Annotated in this window: 23 protein-coding genes and 1 pseudogene; 9 read left to right on the top strand and 15 right to left on the bottom strand. The window is 70.7% G+C overall.

The features are described 5' to 3' along the window. Window positions 1–72: 72 nt before the first annotated feature. Entirely contained in the window at window positions 73–849 is a 777-nt protein-coding gene (locus tag A8W25_RS27035) for a hypothetical protein (protein ID WP_067166077.1), read from the top strand. Between the two features lie 10 nt (window positions 850–859). On the opposite strand, the gene A8W25_RS27030 is transcribed toward A8W25_RS27035, so the two are convergent. Genes A8W25_RS27030 through A8W25_RS27020 form a run of 3 tightly spaced genes read right to left on the bottom strand, consistent with a single transcriptional unit; the run spans window position 860 to window position 3,981 of the window. After that, a complete protein-coding gene (locus A8W25_RS27030; RefSeq protein WP_067166075.1) occupies window positions 860–2,044 on the bottom strand; it encodes a cytochrome P450 family protein in 1,185 nt (394 codons plus the stop codon). A gap of 27 nt (window positions 2,045–2,071) precedes the next feature. Then, window positions 2,072–2,752: a response regulator gene (locus tag A8W25_RS27025; RefSeq protein WP_199831838.1), complete on the bottom strand. Its 681-nt coding sequence runs from the start codon at window positions 2,750–2,752 to the stop codon at window positions 2,072–2,074. Next, window positions 2,749–3,981, bottom strand: coding sequence for a sensor histidine kinase (locus A8W25_RS27020; protein WP_067166071.1), 1,233 nt, complete (start codon window positions 3,979–3,981; stop codon window positions 2,749–2,751). The genes A8W25_RS27025 and A8W25_RS27020 overlap by 4 nt, the downstream gene beginning before the upstream one ends. Before the next feature lie 159 nt (window positions 3,982–4,140). Between A8W25_RS27020 and A8W25_RS27015 the strand changes: the two are divergent. Then, window positions 4,141–4,422: pseudogene (locus tag A8W25_RS27015) on the top strand (TIGR03086 family protein); the annotation flags it as partial. A gap of 53 nt (window positions 4,423–4,475) precedes the next feature. On the opposite strand, the gene A8W25_RS27010 reads toward A8W25_RS27015, so the two are convergent. After that, the gene (locus A8W25_RS27010) at window positions 4,476–5,084 is read right to left on the bottom strand and encodes a TMEM175 family protein (protein WP_079126422.1); all 609 of its coding nucleotides are present in this window, start codon (window positions 5,082–5,084) and stop codon (window positions 4,476–4,478) included. 174 nt (window positions 5,085–5,258) lie between these two features. Here A8W25_RS27010 and A8W25_RS27005 point away from each other — a divergent pair, with 174 nt between their 5' ends. Further along, entirely contained in the window at window positions 5,259–6,065 is an 807-nt protein-coding gene (locus A8W25_RS27005; RefSeq protein ID WP_420708534.1) for a chitosanase, read from the top strand. 117 nt (window positions 6,066–6,182) lie between these two features. On the opposite strand, the gene A8W25_RS27000 is transcribed toward A8W25_RS27005, so the two are convergent. The 4 genes from A8W25_RS27000 to A8W25_RS34165 form a co-directional block, all read right to left on the bottom strand. Beyond that, a complete protein-coding gene (locus tag A8W25_RS27000; RefSeq protein WP_234386595.1) occupies window positions 6,183–7,589 on the bottom strand; it encodes a nucleobase:cation symporter-2 family protein in 1,407 nt (468 codons plus the stop codon). 320 nt (window positions 7,590–7,909) lie between these two features. Then, entirely contained in the window at window positions 7,910–9,295 is a 1,386-nt protein-coding gene (locus A8W25_RS26995) for an 8-oxoguanine deaminase (protein WP_067166062.1), read from the bottom strand. Window positions 9,296–9,463: 168 nt separating this feature from the next. Next, complete coding sequence (gene pucL / locus A8W25_RS26990) at window positions 9,464–10,381, bottom strand: factor-independent urate hydroxylase (protein ID WP_067166060.1); 918 nt, start codon at window positions 10,379–10,381, stop codon at window positions 9,464–9,466. Next, on the bottom strand, window positions 10,266–11,672 hold the full coding sequence (locus A8W25_RS34165; protein WP_158942750.1) for a hypothetical protein: 1,407 nt from the start codon (window positions 11,670–11,672) through the stop codon (window positions 10,266–10,268). Before A8W25_RS34165 ends, pucL begins: the two co-directional genes overlap by 116 nt. 242 nt (window positions 11,673–11,914) lie before the next feature. Between A8W25_RS34165 and A8W25_RS26985 the strand changes: the two genes are divergently transcribed. Beyond that, a complete protein-coding gene (locus tag A8W25_RS26985) occupies window positions 11,915–12,832 on the top strand; it encodes a MurR/RpiR family transcriptional regulator (protein ID WP_067166057.1) in 918 nt (305 codons plus the stop codon). A gap of 335 nt (window positions 12,833–13,167) precedes the next feature. Beyond that, window positions 13,168–13,557, top strand: coding sequence for a hypothetical protein (locus A8W25_RS26980; protein WP_067166055.1), 390 nt, complete (start codon window positions 13,168–13,170; stop codon window positions 13,555–13,557). A 25-nt stretch (window positions 13,558–13,582) separates the two neighbouring features. Here the strand turns inward: A8W25_RS26980 and A8W25_RS26975 are convergent, their stop codons facing one another. The 5 genes from A8W25_RS26975 to A8W25_RS26955 all read right to left on the bottom strand — a co-directional run bounded on the left by A8W25_RS26975 (window position 13,583) and on the right by A8W25_RS26955 (window position 16,889). Further along, complete coding sequence (locus A8W25_RS26975) at window positions 13,583–15,187, bottom strand: YfcC family protein (protein WP_079126419.1); 1,605 nt, start codon at window positions 15,185–15,187, stop codon at window positions 13,583–13,585. Window positions 15,188–15,192: 5 nt separating this feature from the next. Further along, window positions 15,193–15,582, bottom strand: a complete 390-nt coding sequence (gene uraH / locus A8W25_RS26970) for a hydroxyisourate hydrolase (protein ID WP_067166052.1) — start codon at window positions 15,580–15,582, stop codon at window positions 15,193–15,195. Further along, entirely contained in the window at window positions 15,582–16,106 is a 525-nt protein-coding gene (uraD, locus tag A8W25_RS26965) for a 2-oxo-4-hydroxy-4-carboxy-5-ureidoimidazoline decarboxylase (RefSeq protein ID WP_067166050.1), read from the bottom strand. The genes uraH and uraD overlap by 1 nt, the downstream gene beginning before the upstream one ends. Window positions 16,107–16,263: 157 nt before the next feature. Continuing rightward, window positions 16,264–16,641 carry a helix-turn-helix domain-containing protein gene (locus tag A8W25_RS26960; protein WP_067166047.1) on the bottom strand — a complete coding sequence of 126 codons (378 nt, stop codon included), beginning with the start codon at window positions 16,639–16,641 and terminating at the stop codon, window positions 16,264–16,266. Next, a complete protein-coding gene (locus A8W25_RS26955; RefSeq protein WP_079126491.1) occupies window positions 16,638–16,889 on the bottom strand; it encodes a hypothetical protein in 252 nt (83 codons plus the stop codon). Before A8W25_RS26955 ends, A8W25_RS26960 begins: the two co-directional genes overlap by 4 nt. Before the next feature lie 136 nt (window positions 16,890–17,025). On the opposite strand from A8W25_RS26955, the gene A8W25_RS26950 reads away from it, so the two are divergent. The 4 genes from A8W25_RS26950 (at window position 17,026) to A8W25_RS26935 (ending at window position 21,520) form a co-directional block, all read left to right on the top strand. Next, complete coding sequence (locus A8W25_RS26950; protein WP_067166042.1) at window positions 17,026–17,859, top strand: TIM barrel protein; 834 nt, start codon at window positions 17,026–17,028, stop codon at window positions 17,857–17,859. A gap of 57 nt (window positions 17,860–17,916) precedes the next feature. Beyond that, window positions 17,917–18,831 (top strand): 2-hydroxy-3-oxopropionate reductase, encoded by a 915-nt coding sequence (locus tag A8W25_RS26945; RefSeq protein WP_067166039.1) that lies wholly within the window; start codon window positions 17,917–17,919, stop codon window positions 18,829–18,831. 207 nt (window positions 18,832–19,038) lie between these two features. Beyond that, the gene (locus tag A8W25_RS26940; protein WP_067166036.1) at window positions 19,039–20,496 is read left to right on the top strand and encodes a catalase; all 1,458 of its coding nucleotides are present in this window, start codon (window positions 19,039–19,041) and stop codon (window positions 20,494–20,496) included. A 676-nt stretch (window positions 20,497–21,172) separates the two neighbouring features. Beyond that, a complete protein-coding gene (locus tag A8W25_RS26935) occupies window positions 21,173–21,520 on the top strand; it encodes a hypothetical protein (RefSeq protein WP_067166035.1) in 348 nt (115 codons plus the stop codon). Between the two features lie 110 nt (window positions 21,521–21,630). Here A8W25_RS26935 and A8W25_RS26930 read toward each other — a convergent pair whose 3' ends face one another. Continuing rightward, window positions 21,631–21,852, bottom strand: a complete 222-nt coding sequence (locus tag A8W25_RS26930; RefSeq protein ID WP_067166032.1) for a hypothetical protein — start codon at window positions 21,850–21,852, stop codon at window positions 21,631–21,633. Between the two features lie 241 nt (window positions 21,853–22,093). Further along, window positions 22,094–23,875: a glyoxylate carboligase gene (gene gcl, locus A8W25_RS26925; protein WP_067166030.1), complete on the bottom strand. Its 1,782-nt coding sequence runs from the start codon at window positions 23,873–23,875 to the stop codon at window positions 22,094–22,096. Between the last annotated feature and the right edge of the window lie 116 nt (window positions 23,876–23,991).

The following is a 23,991-nucleotide window of genomic DNA, read 5'->3' as shown; positions in this document are numbered from 1 at the left end:
TGACGGAGCGCTCACCCTGACTCTCCAGTAGCTTCAAGGGCTTCTACCCTGGTCGCGGCGAGGGGAGGCGCGGTGCTGAAGCGTTGGTGGTTCATGGGGGTGCTGCGTCCGGGCATGCCCGCACAGCGGGCGTGGGAACCGTCGAAGGAGGAGCAGCAGCGGATCCTCGACGAGTGGGAGACGGCCCGCGCGCGCCTCGAACGGCTCGTGGCGGCCCGTGTCACGGCCGTCGGCGACGTGCTGCGGGCGGCCGAACTCCCGGTCGGGGCGGGCGGTCCGGACGCGCCGGGGCCCGGCGGGGACGCACGGGACGAGCACGACTACACATGGGTGCTCGACGCCTTCCAGGCCGCGGGCAAGCTCCTGGACGAGGCGGCCGATCTGCCGGACCTGGCCGCCGCCGCGGTGCTGGCCGAGCGCGCCCTGGTCCGGTTCGCCGCGCTGCACGCCCGCCGCACGGGGCAGCCGGCGCCCAGGCCGCCCGAGCGCTGCTGGTACAACCCGCTGCACACGGCGGCCGAGAGCGGCGGGCCGCCCGCGCGCAAGCAGCACCGCGAACGGGCCCGGCGCCGCACCGGGCCGCGCGAGGCGGCGGCCGACCGCCGTCCCGCCTGCCCGTCCTGCCGCAAGGCGATCCTGGCGGGCGAGCGGCCGGACGTGCTGCCCGCGCTGGTCCCGGTGAAGGTGTCCCGGCGGCGCACCGCGCGGATGCTGGTGCCGTACTACTCGGTGCCGCAGCAGTGGTCGCTGTGGTCGGTCTCGGCGTGCGGCGCCCACGGGGACGAGTGGCCGGGCCTGGTGCTGCGCGGTGAGCACCGCCGCAGGGCGGCGGCGGCCCGCGAGGCGTGAGTGCCGCGCCTCACCAGCGCACGGGCAGATGGCGCACACCCCGGATGAGCATCCCGGGCAGCCACTCCAACGGCCCCTCGCCCCCGGCGAGTTCGAGACCGGGGGCCCGTTCCAGGAGCGTACGGACCGCGATGCGGCCCTCCATCCGGGCGAGCGGGGCGCCCAGGCAGTGGTGGATGCCGTGGCCGAAGCCGAGGTGGCTCTGCGGGGCGCGGCGGATGTCGAAGCGGTCCGGGTCGGGGTAGCGGGCCGGGTCGCGCCCGGCGGAGGCGAGGCCGACCAGGACGGGCGCCCCGGCCGGGATGACGGTTCCGCCGCATTCGACGTCCTCGCGCGCGAAGCGGTACGTGGCCGTCTCCACCGGGCCGTCGTAGCGCAGCATCTCCTCGATCGCCCCGTCGATGAGACCGTCGAAGTCGGCGCGCAGCGCGGCCAGTTGCTCCGGGTGGCCGAGCAGCGCCCGTACCCCGTTGGAGATGAGGTTGACGGTGGTCTCGTGGCCCGCGACGAGCAGCAGGAAGGCCATGCCGATGAGCTCGTCCGGGGACAGCTGGTCGCCGTCCTCGTGCCGGGTGCGGATGAGGGCGCTCATCAGGTCGCCGGCGGGGCGGGTGGCGCGCTTGTCCTCGATGAGCTCGACCAGATAGGCGCCCATCTCCAGGGCGGAGGCGTTGGTCCCGTCGTTCTCGGTGGGGGCGACGGCCTCGTTGGAGAGCCTGCGGAAGGTCTCCCGGTCCAGGTCCGGTACGCCGAGGAGTTCGCAGATGACCGTCATCGGCAGCGGGAAGGCGAACGAGTCGACCAGGTCGGCCGTGTGGCCGGGGGCGGCCAGCATGGTGTCGAGCAGACCGTCGGTGATCTCCTGGACGCGCGGGCGCAGCCCCTCGATCCGGCGCGCGGTGAACTCGCGCGCCACCAGCTTGCGCAGCCGGGTGTGCTGCGGCGGGTCCGAGTCCAGCATGTTGGCGCTGACCGCGGCGAACTCGTCGGGCTCTTCGGCGATCGCCCGCCAGTCCTTGGAGAAGCGGCCGTCGGCGAGCGCGGCCCGCGCCTCCTCGTGCCCGACGATCAGCCAGACCTCGTCGATCTCGGGGGTGCGGACGCGGTGCACCGGCCCCTCCGCGCGCAACTTCGCGTAGTACGGATACGGGTTGGCGGTGAAGTCCTCGTGGTCGCGCAGGTCGACGAGCGGCATGGCGGTGTTCCCCCTCCGGTGGTCCGGTCAGCCTATGTCGCCGTCCTCGTCGAGGAGTCCGGCGTCGTGGACGAGCAGGGCGATCTGGACACGGTTGTTGAGGCCCAGCTTGGCCAGCACCCGGGAGACATGGGTCTTCACCGTGGGCACGCTGAGGAAGAGGGCGGCGGAGATCTCCGCGTTCGACTGGCCCCGGCCGACGGCGACCGCCACCTCGCGCTCCCGCTCGGCGAGTTGGCCGATCCTCGCCCGGGCCCGGGCCGCCCGGTCGCCGGATCCCTCCGGGGCGCCCGCGACCTGGTGCATCAGCTGGCGGGTGACGGCCGGGGAGAGCACCGGCTCGCCCGCAGCCACCCGGCGTACGGCGGCGACGATCTCGGCGGGCGCGGTGTCCTTCAGGACGAACCCGGCGGCCCCCGCGCGCAGCGCCCGTACCACCTGCTCGTCGGCGTGGAAGGTGGTCAGGACGATGACCTCGGGGGCGTCGGGGCGGCCGCGCAGGGTCTCGGTGGCGGAGAGCCCGTCGACGACCGGCATCCGGATGTCCATCAGGACGACGTCCGGGCGCAGCCGGTCGGCGAGCTCCTCCACCTGGGAGCCGTCCGAGGCCTCCCCCACGATCTCCAGGTCGTCGGAGCCGCCGAGCATGAAGGCGAGTCCCGCGCGGACGAGGGGGTCGTCGTCGACGACCAGCAGCCGGATGGTCATGAGGGCCACGGTAGCCAGGCGCGGACCTCGAACCCGCCACCGGGCGTGCCTCCGTGCTCCAGGCGGCCGCCCGCGAGCGTGGCGCGCTCGGTCAGCCCGATCAGCCCCTGCCCCGACCCGGGCACCTCCGGTACGTCCCCGACGGGCGCCGGGTTGCGCACCTCGACGGTGAGCCCGTCGCCCGGGCACCCGGTGACGGTCACGGTGACCTCGGCGCCGGGGGCGTGCTTGCGGGCGTTGGTGAGGGCCTCCTGGGCGATGCGGTAGGCGTTGCGCCCGGTGGCCGCCGGGACGGTGGCGGGATCCCCGATCCGGCTGTCCAGGATGACCTTCGCCCCGGCCTCGCGGGACTCGGCGACCAGCGCGTCCAGGGTGGCGAGCGTGGGCTGGGGCCGGTCCTCGGCACCCTCGTCGGGGCTGCGCAGCACACCGATGATCTGGCGCAGGTCCTGGAGGGCCTCGTGGGCGCTGTCGCGGATGACCCCGGCGGCCCGGGCGACCTCGGCCGGGGGCGCGTCGGGGCGGAACTCCAGGGCGCCCGCGTGCACGCTGAGCAGGGTGAGCCGGTGGGCCAGCACGTCGTGCATCTCGCGGGCGATGGCCTCGCGGGCCAGCCGCTGGGCGTTCTCGGCCCGCAGCGCGGCCTCCTCCTCGGCGCGCACGGCCCGCTCGCGCAGCGCCACCACCAGCTGGCGCCGGGAGCGGACGAGCATGCCCCAGCCCATGACGAGGAGGACCATCACCGTCCCGGTGACCGCGTTGGCCAGCAGGCTGGTGTGCGGGTCGGGGCGGACGACCGGCTGCAGCACCGAGCTGACCACGGCGGCGGCGCCCACGACGGCGACGGCGGGCTTGAGGGGCCGGTGCACGGCCAGGCTGAACAGGGCGACGAGCAGCGCCCCGGAGGCGACCGGTGCGACCACGGTGACCACGACGAGCACCGAGGCGAGTCCCACGGGCCAGCGCCGGCGCAGCCAGACCGTGCAGCAGGCGAGGGCCCCGACCAGCTGGTCGGCCGCCTGGAGGATCTCGGAGTAGTCGGAGGCCTGGTTCATCGCGTCGGCGGCGAGCACGCCGATCAGGGCGGCGCCGACGAACGCGCAGGTGTCGACGACCCAGTCCCGTACGGTACGGCGCGGCCTGCTCCGGTCGGACCGGTCGCCCGGCAGCTCGGGGGCGACGACGGCGGACGGCAGCAGCCAGCGGTATTCGGGACCAGCGCGTGTCATACCGTCCAAGCTACGCAGGTCAGGGGTGGCGTGGCGGCTTCCGGACGGGGTGCGCTACCAAAGTCGTACGGTCCGAGACTTTCGCCGCGCCGGGTGAGCCCGAAGGCCGACGCGGGGGCCGGGGCGGGGGTACGGGCGATCCGCGCGGCCAGCAGGGGCGGCGACACCCAGGCGGGCGGCATCACCTTCCCCGCCGCGATCGCGGGTGTGGTCGCGCTCAACGAACTGGTCGTCCACGGCTGGGACCTGGCCCGGGCGACCGGCCAGCCGTACGACCCGGGCGCCGCGAGCCTGGAGGCCGTCCACGGCTTCTTCGACGCGAGCCGCGACGACGCGATGCGCGCCCCCGCGTTCGGGCCGGTCGTCGAGGTGCCCGAGGACGCTCCGCTGCTCGACCGGGTGGTCGGGCTGAGCGGGCGGGATCCCGGCTGGGCCGTCTGAGCCGAGCCGATGAGGAGGCCGCGGACCCGCTCGGGCCCGCGGGCTCGCGTACGTCAGACAGGCTCCCGCGTAGGGATCCTGAGCTGGTTGAAGCCGTAGTACAGCGCGAGCGCCCCGTGCGCGGCGAGCGTCAGCGGCGCCGAGACGAAGGCCAGCAGCACCGTCGCCGGATAGGCGAGCGAGCCGAGTGCGAAGCGGGCGCGGGTGGCCCGGGCGGCCGCGAAGTCGACGCGGTCGTCGAAGAGGTGGCCGGTGCGGGTCACATGCCACCACAGGGCCTGGAAGTTGAGGGCCATGACGACCATGAGCCCGCTGTAGACGGCGGCGGCCACATGTGACGCGTTGTCCTCCCTGAGGTATTCGGCCATCAGCCCGGCCGGCCAGGGGATCGCCGCGACGGTCATGAGCAGCATCAGATTGAGGAACATCAGTGTGCGGTCGACGCGCACCACGTAGCTGAACAGCGTGTGGTGGTTGACCCACATGATGCCGATGACCAGGAAGCTCACCACGTAGGCGGCGTACGAGGGCCACTGGTGGCCCAGGTCGCTCCAGAGGTGGTCGCCCGCGTGCGGGGGCACCTTGATTTCCAGGATCAGAAGGGTGATCGCGATGGCGAACACGCCGTCGCTGAACGCCTCGACCCGGCTCGATTCATTCACCGGGTGAACTGAACCCGACGCGGCCGAAATCTTCAACTTCCTTTTGCCACAAGGGTGTACGCCTCCCGCGCGCTAGTGGTAGGAAAGTTTCCTAACAAAACAGTGAACGACGAACTCCCCCCAGGAGGTCAGGTGCTCACCCCCCACCACAGCGCCCTCGCACGTCGTCTGAGGATCACCGCGTCCGCCGTGCTCGGCGCCGCCGTGATCGCCCTACCCGCGGCCACGGCCACCGCCGCGACCAGCCACAATGCCCCCATGGCAGCAGCGGCGGCCGGGCTCGACGACCCGGCGAAGAAGGAAATAGCGATGGAGCTCGTCTCCAGCGCGGAGAACTCCTCACTGAACTGGAAGGCCCAGTACAAGTACATCGAGGACATCGACGACGGCCGGGGCTACACGGCCGGGATCATCGGCTTCTGCTCCGGCACCGGCGACATGCTCGACCTGGTCGAGCTCTACTCCGCCCGCGAGCCGGGGAACGTACTGGAGAAGTACCTGCCCGCGCTGCGCAAGGTGGACGGGAGCGACTCGCACGCCGGGCTCGACCCCAACTTCACCAGGGACTGGAAGACGGCCGCCTCGGAGACCGCCTTCAAGAACGCCCAGAACGACGAGCGGGACCGGGTCTACTTCAACCCGTCCGTCAAGCAGGGCAAGTCCGACGGAGTGGGCACGCTCGGGCAGTTCATCTACTACGACGCCATCGTCATGCACGGCGACGGCGGCGACCCGACCAGCTTCAGCAGCATCCGCAAGAAGGCCCTGGCCAAGGCGAAGCCGCCGTCCCAGGGCGGCGACGAGACGAAGTACCTCAACGCCTTCCTCGACGCCCGCGTCTGGGCGATGAAGCAGGAGGAGGCGCACAGCGACACCAGCCGTGTCGACACCGAGCAGCGGGTGTTCCTGAAGAAGGGCAACCTCAACCTGAACACGCCGCTGGACTGGAAGGTCTACGGCGACTCGTACCACATCGGCTGATCCGGCCACGAGTCTGACCCGGCCACGAGGCTGACACGGCCGGCAAGAAGAGCGGCGCGTACGACACGGGGTAGGTGTCGTACGCGCCGCTCGCGTGCGGGCCGGGCGACGGCGGGCTCAGTGCGCGGCCACCACGGGCTCCGCGAGCACCCCCGCCTCGTCCGGTGAACTCTCCTTCTGGCCAAGGTGGTTGAAGGCGAGATTGAGCACGATCGCGACCACGCAGCCGGTGGAGATACCGGAGTCGAGCACCACCCGGACGTTCTCCGGGAAGGCGTCGTAGAAGGTCGGCGCGGCGATGGGGATCAGCCCGATGCCGAGCGCGGCAGCCACGATCAGGGCGTTCTCGCCCTTCTCCAGGGCCGCCGTGGACAGCGTCTGGATGCCGCTGGCCGCGACCGACCCGAAGAGCACGATGCCCGCGCCGCCGAGCACCGGCAGCGGCACGAGCGCGATCACGGAGGCGGCCACCGGGCACAGGCCGAGCAGGACGAGGATGCCTCCGCCGGTGGCGACCACGAAGCGGCTGCGCACCTTGGTCATCGCGACCAGACCGATGTTCTGGGCGAAGGCGCTGGCCATGAAGCCGTTGAAGAGCGGGCTCACCGCGCTGCCGAGGGTGTCGGCGCGCAGTCCGCCCTCGATGGTCCGCTCGTCGGCCGGCCGCCCGACGATCTTGCCGAGCGCCAGCATGTCGGCGGTCGACTCGGTCATACAGACCAGCATCACGATGCACATCGAGACGATGGCGGCGGCCTCGAAGTGCGGGGCGCCGAAGTGGAACGGGGTGGGGAAGCCGACCGCGTCCGCGCCGCGGAGCGCGTCCAGGCTGGTCATCCCGAAGGGCACGGCGACCAGGGTGCCCACGACCAGGCCGAGCAGGATCGCGATCTGCTGCAGGAACCCGCGCAGCAGCCTGCGCAGCGCGAGCACGATCACCAGGGTCAGCGCGGCCATGCCGATGTTCTTCATCGAACCGTAGTCGTGGGCGGTGGCGTTGCCGCCCTGCGCCCAGCGGAAGGCGACCGGGAGCAGCGAGACACCTATCAGGGTGATCACGGTGCCGGTGACGACGGGCGGGAAGAAGCGGAGCAGCCTGCTGAAGTACGGGGCGAGCACGAAGCCGAGCACACTGGCGACGATCACCGCCCCGAAGATGACGGCCATCCCCTCGTGGCCGCGGTCCTTGCCGATGGCGATCATCGGGGTGACCCCGGCGAACGAGACGCCGTTGACGAACGGGAGGCGGGCGCCGACCTTCCAGAACCCGAGGGTCTGGAGCAGGGTGGCGAGCCCGGCGGTGAAGAGGCTCGCGCCGATCAGGAACGCGGTCTCCTTGGGGGTGAGCCCTACGGCGGGCCCGACGACCATGGGCGGGGCCACCACGCCCGCGTACATCGCGGCCACGTGCTGGAGGCCGCTGGTGAACATCTTCAGTGGGGGCAGGGTCTCGTCGACCGGGTGTTTCTCACTGGCGGGGTCGGGAGTGACTGCATCGTTGCGAAACCTGGGCTGCGGGGCCACGGGCGGTTCCTCCGGTCGGTTACGCGTCGGCGGCGACGCGGGTGTCAGGGAGGTGGTGCAGGATGACGCGTGTGTGATGCGGCGGTGTTACGTACGGCGTACGGCAGGGTCTCGTACGGGGTACGGGTGTTACGGCGTGCGGCGTGGAGCGGCGGTGCCTCGTGCGGGGATGGGCACGGGTCACCGTCCCGGGGGGTGCGCACGTTCATGTGGTGCGCACCCCCCGGGCGCGGCTGCCGCGGACCCCGCTCGGGTCCACGGCGACCGGCCGAGGGCCGTCCCCCTCGGCCGGACTCCTGGGCGGGAATCCCGGGCCGGGATCAGCCCTGCGCGGCGATCCGCGCGAGGCGCTGCGCCTCGTCCCGCGTGGCGCGGGCGATGGCGTCCTCGTCGACCGTGAGGAGGTGGTTGTCCTCGACGATCTGCTTGCCGTTGACGAACGACGCCGTCACCGGGGCGGCGGCGCCGAAGACCAGGGCGGTGACCGGGTCGGCGATGGAGGCGTGGGCGAGGGTGTCGAGCTTCCAGAGCACGAAGTCGGCGAGCTTGCCGGCTTCGAGGGAGCCGATCTCGGCCGCGCGGCCCAGCACCTGGGCGCCGCCGTACGTTCCGAGCCGCAGCGCCTGGCGGGCGTTGAGAGCGGCCTCGCGGTGGGCGCCGAGACGGTTGATCAGGAGCGCGTTGCGCAGTTCCGTGTGGAGTTCGCCGGACTCGTTGGAGGCGGTGCCGTCGACACCGAGACCGACCGGGACACCCGCCTTCAGCATGTCGGGGACGCGGGCGATACCGGCCGCGAGGCGCGCGTTGGAGGACGGGCAGTGGGCGACGCCGGTGCCGGTGCGGGCGAAGGCGGCGATGTCCGAGTCGTTCATGTGGACGCAGTGCGCCATCCACACGTCCTGGCCGAGCCAGCCGGTCGACTCGAAGTAGTCGGTGGGGCCCATGCCGAACAGCTCCTTGCAGAACTGCTCCTCCTCCACGGTCTCCGAACCGTGGGTGTGCAGCCGTACGCCCTTGCGGCGGGCCAGTTCCGCGCCCTGCTTCATGAGTTCGGTGGAGACCGAGAACGGCGAGCAGGGGGCGACCGCGACCTGGGTCATCGCGCCGAACGAGGCGTCGTGGAAGCGGTCGACGGTCTCCTCGGTCCCGGCGAGCGCGCCCTCCAGGGTCTCGACGGCGAAGTCCGGGGGCAGGCCGCCGTCCTTCTTGCTGCGGTCCATGGAGCCACGGGCCAGCGTGAAGCGGACGCCCATCTCGGAGGCCGCGCCGATGATCGCGCCGGACAGGTCCCCGGCGTTCCGCGGGTACACGTAGTGGTGGTCCATCGCGGTGGTGACACCGCCGCGGGCCATCATGGCGAGCGAGCCCTGCGCGGCGACGCGGCCCATCTGCTCGTCGATGCGCGCCCAGGTGGGGTAGAGCGCCACCAGCCAGTTGAAGAGGTTGTGGTCGGTGGCCAGGCCGCGCGTGATCCACTGGTAGAAGTGGTGGTGCGTGTTGACCAGGCCGGGGGTCACCAGGTGGCCGGTGCCGTCGATGCGGCGGACCACGTTCTCCAGGCCCTGCGGGGCACTGCCCGCCCCGATCGACTCGATCCTGTTGTCGGCGACGACGAGGTACCCCGAGGCGTACTCGGTGTCGTCGGCGTCTACGGTCGCGATCGCACAGTTCTCGATGACGATGCGCTGGGCTGCCGATGGTGCCATCGTGCTTCCTCTTTTTCTGCGACTGAACGTGGGGGTCCCCCCTGCTCCTTGAGAGCTTGGGGGAGGGCACGGCAGGACCCTAGAGGATTTGAGTGCCGGGGCCGGGTGACCCACGGGTGCCGAGTGAGGAACGCGCCCCCGGGCGGCGGAGTCCGGGGGCGCTCCGCGTCAGAGGATGGTCATGTCGACCGGGATGCGCGGCTCGACGCCGTCCCGCAGGATGGTGGCCTCGATCAGACCGTAGGGCCGGTCGGCCGCGAAGTAGACCTCGTTGTCGTTCTTGAGCCCGAACGGCTCCAGGTCGACCAGGAAGTGGTGGTTGTTCGGCAGCGAGAAGCGGATCTCGTCGATCTCGCTGCGGCTGTTGATGACCCGCGAGCCCATCTGGTACAGGGTCTGCTGGAGGGAGAGCGAGTACGTCTCGGCGAAGGCCTGCAGGATGTGCTTCTTGGCCTGCTCGTACGACTTCTCCCAGTGGGGCATCCGGTCTTCGTCGCTGGTCCAGTTGTAACGCCAGGCGGCGCAGACGTCGGTGCACAGGATGCGGTCGTACGCCTCCTTCAGCGTCGTGTACTTGTCCTTGACGTAGCCCCAGAACTCCGAGTTGGTGGAGTTCATGACCGTCAGGTCCTTCAGGCCGGAGATGACCTCCCAGTTCTCACCGTCGAAGGTGATCTGGGTGGTGCGCAGCTCCTGGCCCTTGCGGGCGAAGGAGTGGCGTACCTCGTCCGAGCCGATGAACTTGGAGTTGGCGTCGGAGGTGGCGATCCGCTCCCAGGCGTACTCCTCGATGCGGATGCGCGCCCGGTGGATCGGCTCCTGCGACGTTACGAAGTGACGGGCGAGGTGGATGCCGAACTGCTCGGCGGACTCGATGCCGTGCTCCTTGGCGAAGGCGAACACCGTGTTCTTGGTGGTGTCCGTCGGCAGGACGTTCGCGTTCGAGCCGGAGTAGTGGACGTCCTCCATGTCACCGGAGAGGGCGACCGAGACGTTCAGGTCCTTGATGTGGTGCGTGTCGCCGTCCCGCGTGATCTTGACGACGCGGTTCTCTGCTTTGCCGTACTGGTTCTGGCCGAGGATCACGGGGCGGGTGGGGCGGGAAACGTCGGGCGGAGGTGCGACCGGTGCCGGGCGAGGGTGTCGACGCGGACGGCGACGGCGACGCGGACGGCGACGGACTCGCCGTGCCGGGCCCACCGCTGGGCGCCGGGAGGAGGGCGCCGGGGCCCTCCTGGTAGACCGTCGTCCCGGGCGCGGCCGAGGTGTGGTGCCGCCCGAGGACGACCCCGGCCAGGGTGGCCGCGGCGAGCAGGGCGAGGGCGGTGACCGTCCCCAGGAGGGCGAGCGTTCTTCTGGCGCCCCGCCCGGGCCGCGGGTCGGGCACGGCAGGGAGGGCGGGCGCCCGCGAGGCGGGCACGGCGACGGACCTGTCCAGCCGTTCCAGGACCACGCCCTCGACGACGTACGGACGGAAGGAGACCGGCCCGGTCAGAGAGCCGGACGGAAGGCGGCGAACCCGCTTCCACAACCACCGTGCGTCGGCGCGCTGTTGCGCCAGGGCGTTCCCGATGCGGACCAACTGGACGCAGAGCGCGGCGTCGGCGACGGCCGGGACCCGGCGGACGCCGCCCGGGACGGCCGACAGGCCGGGGGCGCTCCGCTCGGGATCCGTGTGCGGCGCGCCCTCGCCTTCGCTCAACTCCCGGGTATCCGGCTGGATTTCGACTGCTTCCCGCGCCGCCGTGTCCCGCTGGGCCTCGGCGTCCGCGACGGCTCGTCGTGCCGCCGCCTCCACGGACCGTGCCGCCGCCAACTGGTCGACGGCCTGGTCCAGGCGCAGCCGCACCTCCTGGGTCGCGGTGGATTCCGCTTGCTCGGGTACCGCGTCCGGTGACCTCGCCTCCTCGGGCGCGGGGGAGGCGCTCGGCCGTCCGGCGGCGGCGCTCGCGTACCCGGCCCCGCCGTCGTCGACGCGTTCGCGGAGCAGTGTCACCATCGCCAGCAGGTTCTCCACCAGTCGGCCCGACTCGGCGAGGTCGGTGCGTGCCTGACGGAGTGCCTCCTCCACGCTCGGCGCGGGGCGGCCCGACGCCTCGGCCGTGAGCGCCCGGTCGTGCAGCCGGCGGGCCTCGGCGAGGAGCCCCTGGCGGCGGGGCTCGCGGATCTGGTCCTTGAGTACGGTGTTGAGGCGCCCGAGCGCGATGATCCGGGCCCCCGAGCGGTATTCGCTCCAGGCCGTCTTGCCGCCGCCGTACCGGTGTGCGAGCTCCCGCACCGTCAGGCCGCGGGTCACCTCGCGCAGAAAGCGCGCGAGGTCGTTGGCGGCTTCCGTTCTGCCCTTCGGAGTCCCCTGCGGACGTCCTGCTCTGGCCATGTGTCCCCCCTGATCCCACGAACCGGCCACCCGGTCCGTGCGTTGACGGCGCGCGTGCGGCCCCCCGGCCGCTTCCCCCGCGCGAGCGCGGCACAGGGAACACCCTCCGGCTCGTCACGTCCAGCACACCAAGCCACCGGTGTCTCGAATACGTGCCTGTCGCCACCGGTGGAACGGGCGCCGGGCCACCACGGCGGTGAGCTATGTTTTGAACACACATGGCACGAGAAGGAGGCCCGCCGGTGTCATCGGGGCAGAAGGCGCGCGCCCAGGCGGCCGCGATCACGCCGAGCGGGCAGGCGTCGGACCACGAGCGCCCCGCGGCGGACCGGGTCCGGGCCCTCTTCGACGGCCACCGCCTCTCCCCGGGGCAGCGGCGCATCGCCCAGTACCTGATCGACCACCTGACCGAGGCCGTGTTCCTCTCGATCACCGAGCTCGCGGAGCGGGCCGGGGTGAGCCAGCCGTCCGTGACGCGCTTCGCCGTGTCCCTCGGCTACAGCGGCTATCCCGCACTGCGGGACGTGCTCCAGCCGATCGCCCTCAGCGCGGTCGCGGTCGCGCCCGAGACCCGTGAGGAGATCCGGCACAACGAGCTCCAGGCGGCGGTGGACGCGGAGATCGAGAACCTGGAGAACGTGCGCAGGCTGGTGGCCAACACCAACCAGGTCCTGGAGATCGGCCGCGAGCTGGCCGGCTCGGTGCCGCTGACCGTCCTCGGACTGCGGATCTCGGTGTCCCTGGCGGAGTACTTCGCGTACGCGGCCCGGCGTATCCACCCCGATGTGCGGCTGGTGACGCGCGGCGGCAGCGTCGCCTACGACGCCCTGCTGCAGTCCCGCTCGGCGGGCGGCACCTGGGTGCTCGCCTTCGCCATGCCCCGGCACGCCAAGGAGAGCCTGGCGGCGCTGCGGGCGGCCCGCAGCGCGGGGCTGCGCATCGCGCTGATCACGGACACGACCCTTGGCCCGCTGGTCGACGAGGCCGATGTGGCCCTGACCGCCGGGACCGGGTCACGGCTGGTCTTCGACTCGTACGCGGCACCGGGCGTGCTCGCGGCGGCCCTGCTCCAGGCGATGGCGGACGCCGATCCGGAGCGGACGCAGGCGCGGCTGGAAGAGTACGAGCAGGCCGCCGACCAGCACGGTTTCTTCCTCTAGGCCCCGATTAGGACCCGATTCGCCCGCCCGGCTCCTTGGGATCTTCACACCGTACGAGTGCATGAATTTTTTCATACCCTTGTTTACTCAACGGTATATATGTTTACTGAGGCGGTGGCGATCCCCCGATCCCCCAGATGCCAAGGAAGGCGCTTCCCCACGCCTTCCCAGAGCGGACAGCCGACGTGACGCCCCCCTCCTCGCGTCAGCCGGAAGTCCGATCGAGGCTTTCGGATCCGGGCGGACGCCCACGGGCGGCCTCGGCCAACCCCTAGGCCGGGGCCGCCCCCCTCCCACCTCTCGATCAGAGTTCGACAACTTCGGAAGCGACGAGAATGCCCCACACGGCCCCCACCATCGCGCTCAGCCCGGACTGGCCCTGTCAGGTCAAGGAACCCGGGACGCGGGACTGGGAACGCACGGCCACCCGCTGGCTGCGCGACCTGCTGCCGGCCCGCTACGCCGGCTACTCACCGCTCACCCGCCACCACGTCATCCTCGCCCGGCACGCGCAGCTCCAGCTCCAGCACGAGATGCGCGCGGTCCGGGTGGCCCTCCAGACCAGCCGGGCCGAGCTGCCCACGCTGGGCGTGGCGGAGGCGGTCATCGAGAACACCATCCGGATGTACGCGACGGAGCTGGACCAGCTGGGCCGCCTCGCCCGCGGGGTGCGCCTGGTGACGGACGCGCTGGCGGGCGACCATCCGGGTCACCGCAGGCCCTAGGCCCGGGCGGCCCGGGGCCCCGCCCTCACGTCAGCGCCGCCCCCAGCGCCACGAAGCCGCAGATCAGCACGAACAGGATGGCCAGCAGCGGCCAGACGAAACGCAGGTACTTGTCGTAGCCGACCTTGGCGAGGGCGACGCCGCCGATCGTCACGGCCGTCGTCGGCACCCACAGGTTCATCCACCCGCTGGCCGCCTGCCAGGCGGTGACGACCACCGCGCGCGAGACGCCCGCGAAGTCGGCCAGCGGGGCGAGGATCGGCATGGCGAGGGTGGCATGGCCGGAGGTGGAGGGGATCAGGAAGGCGAGCGGCAGGTTCACCACGAAGACGATGATGGCGAACAGGCCCGACGAGGTCCCTTTCACCACGCCTTCGATGGAGTGCAGGACCGTGTCCGTGATCCGGGAGTTGTTCATGATCACGGTGACACCGCGGGCCAGCATGATGACGAGGGCGGGGGAGATGAAGTCCCCCGCGCCCTGGATGATCGTCGAGCTGGTCTTCTGCTCGCCCAGCCGGGCCACCAGGCCGACCAGCACCGCCGCGCACAGGAAGAGCGCCGCCAACTGCGGGAAGGACCAGCCCAGTTCGAAGGAGTACGGAGTGGCGTCGGCCTTGCCGGTCAGCGCGCTCGACCACGGCACCACCGAGAAGATCATGAAGGCGAAGACGAGGCCGAGCACCACGAGCACGGCCTTGTGCGTGCCGGTGAGCTCGGGAGCCTCGCCCGCGTCCGTCGCGTTCAGTTCGCGGTCCCCGGGCAGGAAGCCGCTCAGCGAACGCGCCGGAACCTTCTGTACGCGCCGGGCGTAGCGGACGACATACGCGATGGTCACCGCCGTCAGCACCAGCCACATCACGAAGCGCAGCGCGATGCCGTCGCCCAGCGAGATGTCGGCGGCGGAGGAGGCGACGCCCGTCGCGAAGGGGTTGACGGTCGAGCACAGCACGCCCACCCCCGCGCCCAGGATGGCGGTGCCCACCGCCACCATCCGGTCGTAGCCGAGCGCGAGCATCATCGGCACGAGCAGCCCGTAGAAGCCGAGCGTCTCCTCGGCGAAACCCTCCACCGTGCCCAGGACCGAGAAGACCACCATCACCCCCGCGATCAGCAGGGTCCCGCGCTCGCGCAGCCGGTGGGCCAGGCGCTCGATGCCCCGGTCCAGGGCGCCGGTGGCGAAGACGACGGTGATGAACGCGCCGATCGCCAGGACGAAGAGGAACACTCCCGCGCTTCCGTACAGATCGCCGGTGAGGCTGGGGCCGACCTCGCCGGAGGCGGTGTCGCGGATGCCGTACAGACCGTTGACCGGCGCCAGGAAGAGGTCGTTGAGACGGTCGACGAAGCTCTGGCCCGACGACACGCGGTGGTAGGTGCCCTGGACCGGTGCCCCCTTGTCGTTGCGGTCGTACTGGCCGGAGGGAATGAGGAAGGCGAGCAGCCACACCGCGACGGTGACGATCGCGAGAACGGTCAGCGCACTCGGAAACGCGAGCTTCCGCTTCTGTGGCGGGCCGGGCGGCTCGGTCGAGGCGGTCTCCCCGGGCCCCACGGGCCCGCCCGGCTCGCCGGGGCCGACCGGTTCCAGCGGCTCGTCCGGCTCCCCGGTCCTCCCGGGGCCGGTCATGTCTGCTAGCTCCCTCGGTAAACGGAGTAGCCGAACGGGTTGAGCAGCAGCGGTACGTGGAAGTGCTCGCCCGGCACGACGGCGAACGTGATCGCCACCTCCGGGAAGAACGCACCGCTGTCCCTTACGCGGGGGGCGTCCTGCTGCGCCTCGGCTTGCTTCTTTTCGAAGTAGGACTCGACCTCGAAGTCGAGTCGCACATGGGTCGTGCCCTCCGGCAGCGCCGGGAGGTCCTTGCAGCGCCCGTCCGCGTCGGTCGCGGAGCCGCCGAGCGTCACCCACCCGGCGTCGCGGCCCGAACGGGCGGCGAGCGAGATGGCGACGCCCTCGGCGGGGCGTCCGATGCTGGTGTCCAGGATGTGCGTGGACACCGAAGCGGTGGTCGCGGTGCTCATCAGTCCCTGTCCTCTTCTTCTGCTGTTTCCACGAGACGGGTCAGCCGGATTCGGTTGATCTTCCCGAGTTCGGCGCGCACGATCTCGCGCTCCGCCTCGGCGGTGTTGCCGATCCTGGCCTTCATCGCGTCGCGCATCTGCTCACCGGTGGCCCCGGTGGCGCAGATCAGGAAGACATGGCCGAACCTGTCCTGGTACGCCAGGTTGAGTTCGAGCATCTCGGCCCTGAGCTCCTCGGTGGCGCCGGCCATCCCCCGCTGCTCACGGGCGGAGGTCGGGTCGCCGGGCTTCGGCCGCCCGATCGGCGCGTGCCCCGCCATCGCCTCTTCGAGGTCCTTCACGTCCAGCTCGGCCATGGCGGCGTCGCTGGCGGTGAAGAGCTCGTCGGCGGTGGTGTACGGGCGCCGGGCGAGCAGCTTGCTCCCCCATACCGAGCTGGCGCACACCTCGTGGAGCGCGGCGAGCGCCGTGCTGTCGTCGGAGGTGTTGAACCGGGCGAGGCCCGGCGTCGAGGTCGAAGTCACGAACGGCCTCCGTGGCCTTGGTGCTGGACGGGCTGCGGATAGCTAACGCCCTCGGAAACATCACGTCAACACTTTGTTGAAAACTTGGAGCAACAAAAAGCCGCCGCCCGGGATTCCGGACGGCGGCTCGGCGAGCACGGCTCGCGGGCGGGCGTTCTTACTCGCCTCTGGCCGCGTTTTCCCTGTTCAGGTAGTTGTACACGGTGAAGCGGCTCACCCCGAGGGCGGACGCGACGGTCTCCACCCCATGGCGTACGGAGAAGGCTCCGCGCGCCTCCAGGGTCCGTACGACCGACTGCTTGGCCTTGCGGTCGAGCTCGGCCAGCGGCTTGCCGTGGCGGCGCTCCATGGCGGCCAGGATGTGATCGAGGGAGTCCGACAGCTGCGGCAGCCGCACCGCGATGACGTCCTCGCCCTCCCAGCTGAGCACCACATCGTCGGGCTGGGCCTGGTCGGGCCCCAGTATCTCCGCCCCCATGGCGTCCACCAGCGGCTTGACCGCCGTGACCAGCGGGTGGTCGGCAGGCTCGGTCACTTCTCGCCCTCCCCGACCACGTTGACCTGGAGCGACACCCGGGTGGCGCCGGCCGCCAGGGATCTGCGCAGCAGCGCGTCGACGGCGGTGAGCACCTGGTCGGCGCCGCCCTCGGCGGTGTTGCCGAAGGGGCCCACGTCCACGGCGTCGAGCGCCGCCGTCAGCAGGACCTCGCGGGCGGCCACCGCATGCGGGGGCGCCTCGTCCAGGTCGAAGGGCTCGGTCGTGAACTCCACTCTCAATCGCACGCGCACAACCTACTGCCCGGATTCCGGAATCCGGGAGGCCAATCGGACAGGCCCCCTTGACAAGCTCACCGCTCTCCCTGCAACCTTCCATCAAGCAGAAAGTAACTTCCGCAATACGGAAGGAGCGCCGACCCTCATGGGATACTCGGACCAGCGCTTCGATGTGAACCTCTCGATCCTCTTCACCGAGCTCCCGCTCCTGGAGCGCCCCGCGGCAGCCGCCGCGGCGGGCTTCACGGCGGTCGAGCTGTGGTGGCCCTGGATCGAAACCCCCACTCCGGCGCAGGCCGAGCTCGACGCCCTGAAGAAGGCGCTCGACGACGCCGGCACCCAGCTGGTGGGGCTGAACTTCTACGCGGGCGCCCTGCCGGGCCCCGACCGCGGAGCCCTCTCCGTACCCGGCGAGGAGTCGGACCGCTTCCGCGCCAACATCGAGGTCGCGGCCGACTTCGCCGCCTCGGTGGGCTGCAAGGCGCTCAACGCGCTGTACGGCAACCGGGTGGAGGGCGTGGACCCGCAGATCCAGGACGCGCTCGCACTGGAGAACCTGGTGCTCGCCGCCCGCGCGGCCGACCGGGTCGGCGCGATCCTCCTGGTCGAGGCCCTCAACAAGCCGGAGTCGCCGCTCTACCCGCTGGTGAGCGCCCCGTCCGCGATCGAGGTCGTCGACAAGGTGAACGCGGCGACCGGCCTCGGCAACGCCAAGTTCCTCCTCGACATCTACCACCTGTCGATGAACGGCGAGGACGTCTCCCAGGTCATCGAGGCCTACACGGACAAGACCGGCCATGTGCAGATCGCCGACAACCCGGGCCGCGGCGCGCCGGGCACCGGCTCGCTGCCCCTGGAGGCGCTGCTCGACCAGCTCGCCAAGGCCGGTTACGACGGCTGGGTCGGCCTGGAGTACAAGGCCGCCGACGCCGCCGCCTCCTTCGCGTGGCTGCCGGCCGAGGCCCGCGCGGCGCGCTGAGGCTTCGCCGCCCCACGAACTTCCTGACGCAACACAGCAGTTGAGAGAGGCCCCCCAATGAGCACGCTTGCAGACTCCTCCCGGCCCGCCCGCCCGGCGATCGCATGGATCGGCCTCGGCATCATGGGCTCCCCCATGGCCGAGAACCTGATCAAGGCGGGTTACTCCGTCACCGGCTTCACCCTGGAGCAGGACAAGCTGGACCGCCTGACCGCCGCCGGTGGCACCGCCGCCGCCTCGATCGCCGAGGCGGTCAAGGACGCGGACGTGATCATCACCATGGTCCCGGCGTCCCCGCAGGTCGAGGCGATCGCCTATGGCGAGGCCGGCATCCTGGCGCACGCCCGGTCGGGCGCCCTGCTGATCGACATGTCCTCGATCACCCCGCAGACCTCGGTCGACCTGGCGAAGAACGCCAAGGAGGTGGGCGTCCGCGTGCTCGACGCCCCGGTCTCCGGCGGCGAGGCCGGCGCCATCGAGGCCGTGCTCTCCATCATGGTCGGCGGCGACAAGGCCGACTTCGACGAGGCCAAGGGCATCTTCGACGCGCTGGGCAAGACCATCGTGCTCTGCGGCCCGCACGGCTCCGGCCAGACGGTGAAGGCCGCCAACCAGCTCATCGTGGCGGTCAACATCCAGGCGTGCGCCGAGGCCGTGGTCTTCCTGGAGAAGTCCGGCGTGGACCTCGCGGCGGCTCTGGACGTCCTGAACGGCGGTCTGGCCGGCTCGACCGTGCTGACCCGCAAGAAGGACAACTTCCTCAACCGGAACTTCGCGCCGGGCTTCCGCATCGACCTGCACCACAAGGACATGGGCATCGTCACCGACGCCGCCCGCAACGTCGGTGCGGCGCTCCCGGTCGGCGCGGTCGTGGCCCAGCTGGTCGCCTCGCTGCGCGCCCAGGGCGACGGCGGCCTCGACCACTCCGCGCTGCTGCGCGCGGTCGAGCGCCTCTCGGGCGCCCAGATCTGAGCCCTCGGGCTCCTCGGCCCGCCGGTGCGGGCCCCCAGACTTCCGGGCGGCGGTGGCGCTGACACCTGTCCTGTCGCGCCCAGGCGTCGCCGCCGCCCGGAACACCCACTTCATTTTCAACAGACTGTTGACGTTCGCTTCGGGGCGTACCTACGCTCCTGACACCGCAGACCGTTCAGCAGTGCAGCTCCCGTACGGAAGGTCACGATGTCGAAGCGCGTGCTTACGACCGAGTCCGGCGCCCCCGTCGCCGACAACCAGAACTCCGCCACCGCCGGCGTCGGTGGCCCCATCCTCCTCCAGGACCAGCACCTGCTGGAGAAGCTCGCGCGCTTCAACCGTGAGCGGATCCCGGAGCGCGTGGTCCACGCCCGCGGCTCCGGCGCGTACGGCTACTTCGAGGTGACCGACGACGTCACCGGCTTCACCAAGGCCGACTTCCTCTCGCAGGTCGGCAGGCGCACCGAGACGTTCATCCGCTTCTCCACGGTGGCGGACTCGCTCGGCGGCGCGGACGCGGTCCGCGACCCGCGCGGCTTCGCGCTGAAGTTCTACACGGAGGACGGCAACTACGACCTCGTAGGCAACAACACGCCGGTCTTCTTCATCAAGGACCCGATCAAGTTCCCCGACTTCATCCACTCCCAGAAGCGCGACCCGTTCACGGGCAAGCAGGAGCCGGACAACGTCTGGGACTTCTGGGCGTACGCCCCCGAGGCGACGCACCAGGTCACCTGGCTGATGGGCGACCGCGGCATCCCGGCGTCGTACCGCCACATGAACGGCTACGGCTCGCACACGTACCAGTGGACGAACGAGGCGGGCGAGGCGTTCTTCGTCAAGTACCACTTCAAGACCAACCAGGGCGTCCGCAGCCTGTCGTCCGAGCAGGCGGCGGAGCTGGTCGGCAAGGACGCGAACTCGCACCAGACCGATCTCCTCCAGGCGATCGAGCGGGGCGTGAACCCGTCCTGGACGCTGTACGTGCAGGTCATGCCGGCGGCCGAGGCGGCCGACTACCGCTTCAACCCCTTCGACCTGACGAAGGTGTGGCCGCACGCCGACTACCCGCTCCAGCGGGTGGGCCGGCTGGTCCTGGACCGCAACCCCGACAACGTCTTCGCCGAGGTCGAGCAGGCCGCCTTCTCCCCGAACAACTTCGTTCCCGGCATCGGCCCCTCCCCCGACAAGATGCTCCAGGGCCGCCTCTTCGCCTACGCGGACGCGCACCGCTACCGCCTGGGCGTCAACCACACCCAGCTGCCGGTGAACGCGCCGAAGGCGACGACCGCCGACAACTACGGCCGCGACGGCCTGATGGCGACCCGCTACGGCTCCCGCCACGACAAGAACTACGAGCCCAACTCCTACGCGGGCCCGTCCCAGACGGACGCGGCGCTCTCCGCCCCGCTCGCGATCGCGGGCTGGACCGGCACCCACGCGGCCCCGGCCCACGTCAAGGACGACGACTTCTTCCAGGCGGGCGAGCTGTACCGCCTGATGTCGGACGACGAGAAGTCCCGCCTGGTGGCGAACATCGCCGGGGGCCTGTCCCAGGTCACCCGCGACGACGTCATCGAGAAGAACCTGGCCCACTTCCACGCCGCGGACGCCGAGTACGGCAAGCGCGTGGAGGAGGCGGTCCGCGCCCTGCGCGAGGACTGAGCCCTTCCCCCGTAACAACTCCCAGACCGCGTACGAATTCTGACGGGAGGTCAGATCTCGTACGCAGTCCGAACCACCGGCCCGGATGAGGGGTGGTCGGTGACTTCGGACGACTCGGTGATCGCGGCGGCGTGTCGATGCCAGTGCGGTGGTCAAGGTCTGGCCCGACCCCTTCCTGACCTGAAGGAGGGCGTCCGGGCCACACCAATCGCCCCGCCGCCGCGATCCCGCACCACGGGCTTCGGAAAGCCCGCACCTCCCCCACTCGACTCCGCCCGGCGGTGCGAACGTCCTGTCGCGCCAGCCTCGCCCCGTCGGGCGGTCACCACTTCAGAGCCCGGGTGCTGGGTTCGGTTTACGGTCCCGAATCGAGCGCTCGACGATCAAGGCTTCACCTGCACTTTTGGGTGGAGCCTTGATCCTTTTTTCGCCCAGGTGGCGCTCCTGCGGAAGCCGGCCGCGCCGACGGCCTCGGGGAGCGGGACGCGTCCCGCGTATCCCGCGTCAACAATCCCTTTACGGCCACAGAATGTGGCGGTATCGGACATTCAGCCGAACAGCGATCAACGAGCCTACTGATATTCAGCGGAATGAGGTACCAAACGGGGAAACACCGGCCACCAGAAACGGGGGAATGATCCATATGAAAGCTGGGAAAAGGAGTCGGTTCGCCGCTTTGAGCGGGGCTCTGACCGTAATCGTCAGCGCGGGGCTGTGGCTGGCGCCGGGGGCCGCCGCCGACAGTGACAGCCAGCTCGGCGGGTGCGGGTTCCTCGGGCGCAAGATCTGCGGCCACGGCGGCGTCAACGGCGGCAACCAGCGGGTCTACGCATGCGACACCTATGCGAACGGCGAGGGGTTCCTCACCCGCTGGTGGACCATCGACGGGCGCGAGGGGTACGTCGGCGACGGGAATGGCGCCGACGATCCCTGCGGTGACGTATGGCCGGGGAACTACATATCCAAGTACCAGGTGTGCAGGAATACCAGCCCCTGGATCTGCCGCCCCATCGTCTATTTGTAGTCGGCTTGCAGTCAGCCGATTTCTCCGCACCAGAACGTCGTCAAGGCCCCGTCCGCGAATCAAGTGATCACGGGCGGGGCCTTGCCGGGTAGTGCGGGGCCGCTCTGAGGTCAGAGGCGGTGCATGCGGGTGTAGGGGCTCAGGATGCGTGCGCGTCGGGAGCCGAAGTCGACGAGCATGGCGACTCCGTCCTCGACGCCCACGATCGTGCCCAGGCCGAACTGGTCGTGGGAGACCCGGTCGCCCAGGGCGAAGGTCTTGGCCTGCGGCTCGACCGGAGCTTTGAAGGGACTGGTGGGCAGGTGGCGCCTCGGCGCGGACGGCTGCGTCATGGTCCTACCAGTATGCGCCGTCCGGGCCCTTCCCACCGGCCTCCACTCGTCTCGGATTCGACACGATTGGCTCGGGAGCCCCTTGGAACGCCGCCGGAACACCGTCAGGTGAACTCGAACGAGTGAACGGCGACGGAGTAAACGCAAGAGAAAAACGGCGACGGCCCCGGTGCCACCCCCCACGGGAAGCACCGGAGCCGTCGGTCCGGCAGGCGGGCTCGCTCAGCCGCCTTGTACGGTCCTACGAGGTCTGCAGCGGGCGGATCGCCGTCGGGGCGTGGCCCGGCTCCGTCGCCAGCTCCTCGAACTCGTTGATCGCGTCGATCTTGACGCCCATCGAGATGTTGGTGATCCGCTCCAGGATCGCCTCGACGACGACCGGGACGCGGTACTCCGCGGCCAGCTTCTTGGCCTCCTCGAAGGCCGGCAGCAGCTGGTCCGGCTCGGTGACGCGGATCGCCTTGCAGCCCAGGCCCTCGACGACCTTGACGTGGTCGACGCCGTAGACACCGAGCTCCGGGGAGTTGATGTTCTCGAACTCCAGGTTGACCTGGAAGTTGATGTCCAGGCCGCGCTGGGCCTGGCGGATCAGGCCCAGGTAGGAGTTGTTCACGAGGACGTGGACGTACGGGATGTTGTGCTGCGCGCCGACCGCCAGCTCCTCCAGCATGAACTGGAAGTCGTAGTCGCCGGAGAGGGCGACGACCGGGGTCTGCGGGTCGGCCGTCGCGACGCCCAGCGCGGCCGGGATGGTCCAGCCGAGCGGGCCCGCCTGGCCGCAGTTGATCCAGTGGCGCGGCTTGTAGACGTGCAGCATCTGCGCGCCGGCGATCTGGGAGAGGCCGATGGTGGTGACGTACCGCGTCTCGGGGCCGAAGGCGCGGTTCATCTCCTCGTACACGCGCTGCGGCTTCAGCGGGACGTTGTCGAAGTGCGTACGGCGCTGGAGCTGCGCCTTGCGCTCCTGGGTCGAGGCCGCCCACGCGCCGCGGTCGGGCAGCTTGCCCGCGGCCTTCAGCTCCTTCGCCACCTCGACGAAGAGGGTGAGCGCGGCCTTGGCGTCGGAGGCGATGCCGTAGTCCGGTGCGAAGATCTTGCCGATCTGGGTCGGCTCGATGTCGACGTGGACGAACTTGCGGCCCTTGGTGTAGACGTCCAGCTCGCCGGTGTGGCGGTTGGCCCAGCGGTTGCCGATGCCGAGGACGAAGTCGGAGTCCAGGAAGTTCGCGTTGCCGTAGCGGTGCGAGGTCTGCAGGCCGACCATGCCGGCGTTCAGCTCGTGGTCGTCGGCGAGGATGCCCCAGCCCATCAGGGTCGGGACGACCGGAGTGCCGGTCAGCTCGGCGAACTCGACGAGCAGCTCGGACGCGTCGGCGTTGATGATGCCGCCGCCCGCGACGATCAGCGGCCGCTCCGCGTCGAGCAGGAACTGGAGCGCCTTCTCGATCTGCGCGCGGGTCGCCGACGGCTTGTAGACCGGCAGCGGCTCGTACGTCTCCGGGTCGAATTCGATCTCGGTGAGCTGGACGTCGATCGGCAGGTCGATGAGGACCGGGCCGGGGCGGCCGGAGCGCATCAGGTGGAACGCCTGCTGGAACACACCGGGGACCTGCGCGGCCTCCAGGACGGTGGTCGCCGCCTTGGTGACCGGCTTCGCGATGCTCGCGATGTCGACCGCCTGGAAGTCCTCCTTGTGGAGCTTGGCGACCGGCGCCTGGCCCGTGATGCAGAGGATCGGGATCGAGTCGGCGATCGCCGAGTACAGGCCGGTGATCATGTCGGTGCCGGCCGGGCCGGACGTGCCGATGCAGACGCCGATGTTCCCGGCGTTGCTCCGGGTGTAGCCCTCGGCCATGTGGGACGCGCCCTCGACGTGGCGGGCCAGCGTGTGCTGGATGCCGCCGCCGGCCTTGAGGGCCGCGTAGAAGGGGTTGATCGCCGCGCCCGGCACGCCGAACGCGTTGGTGACGCCTTCGCGCTTGAGGATCTCAACTGCCGCTCGGGCAGCGGTCATACGAGGCATGGAGTGCTCCTGCTTCGGCCTGGCGGATCGGGCTCTGTCGCGCCACCTGAGAGCCGTGATTCCGTAATGCGGAAGTTTAGTTCTGCTATATGGAAGAAACATAGGGGGCGTACGCA

The sequence above is a fragment of the Streptomyces sp. ERV7 genome, assembly GCF_001653515.1.
Lineage (GTDB): Bacteria > Actinomycetota > Actinomycetes > Streptomycetales > Streptomycetaceae > Streptomyces.
Note: the sequence above shows the minus strand (reverse complement) of the source record. Positions and strands in the feature narration are given on the sequence as shown.

Coding starts and splice junctions, on each gene's coding strand:
- A8W25_RS26980 (WP_067166055.1), top strand. CDS start 13,168: ATGCCCCACACGGCCCCCACCATCGCGCTCAGCCCGGACTGGCCCTGT.
- A8W25_RS27020 (WP_067166071.1), bottom strand. CDS start 3,981: ATGACACGCGCTGGTCCCGAATACCGCTGGCTGCTGCCGTCCGCCGTC.
- A8W25_RS26945 (WP_067166039.1), top strand. CDS start 17,917: ATGAGCACGCTTGCAGACTCCTCCCGGCCCGCCCGCCCGGCGATCGCA.
- A8W25_RS26975 (WP_079126419.1), bottom strand. CDS start 15,187: ATGACCGGCCCCGGGAGGACCGGGGAGCCGGACGAGCCGCTGGAACCG.
- gcl (WP_067166030.1), bottom strand. CDS start 23,875: ATGCCTCGTATGACCGCTGCCCGAGCGGCAGTTGAGATCCTCAAGCGC.
- A8W25_RS26995 (WP_067166062.1), bottom strand. CDS start 9,295: ATGGCACCATCGGCAGCCCAGCGCATCGTCATCGAGAACTGTGCGATC.
- A8W25_RS27025 (WP_199831838.1), bottom strand. CDS start 2,752: ATGACCATCCGGCTGCTGGTCGTCGACGACGACCCCCTCGTCCGCGCG.
- A8W25_RS26940 (WP_067166036.1), top strand. CDS start 19,039: ATGTCGAAGCGCGTGCTTACGACCGAGTCCGGCGCCCCCGTCGCCGAC.
- A8W25_RS26930 (WP_067166032.1), bottom strand. CDS start 21,852: ATGACGCAGCCGTCCGCGCCGAGGCGCCACCTGCCCACCAGTCCCTTC.
- A8W25_RS26950 (WP_067166042.1), top strand. CDS start 17,026: ATGGGATACTCGGACCAGCGCTTCGATGTGAACCTCTCGATCCTCTTC.
- A8W25_RS34165 (WP_158942750.1), bottom strand. CDS start 11,672: ATGGCCAGAGCAGGACGTCCGCAGGGGACTCCGAAGGGCAGAACGGAA.
- uraH (WP_067166052.1), bottom strand. CDS start 15,582: ATGAGCACCGCGACCACCGCTTCGGTGTCCACGCACATCCTGGACACC.
- A8W25_RS27030 (WP_067166075.1), bottom strand. CDS start 2,044: ATGCCGCTCGTCGACCTGCGCGACCACGAGGACTTCACCGCCAACCCG.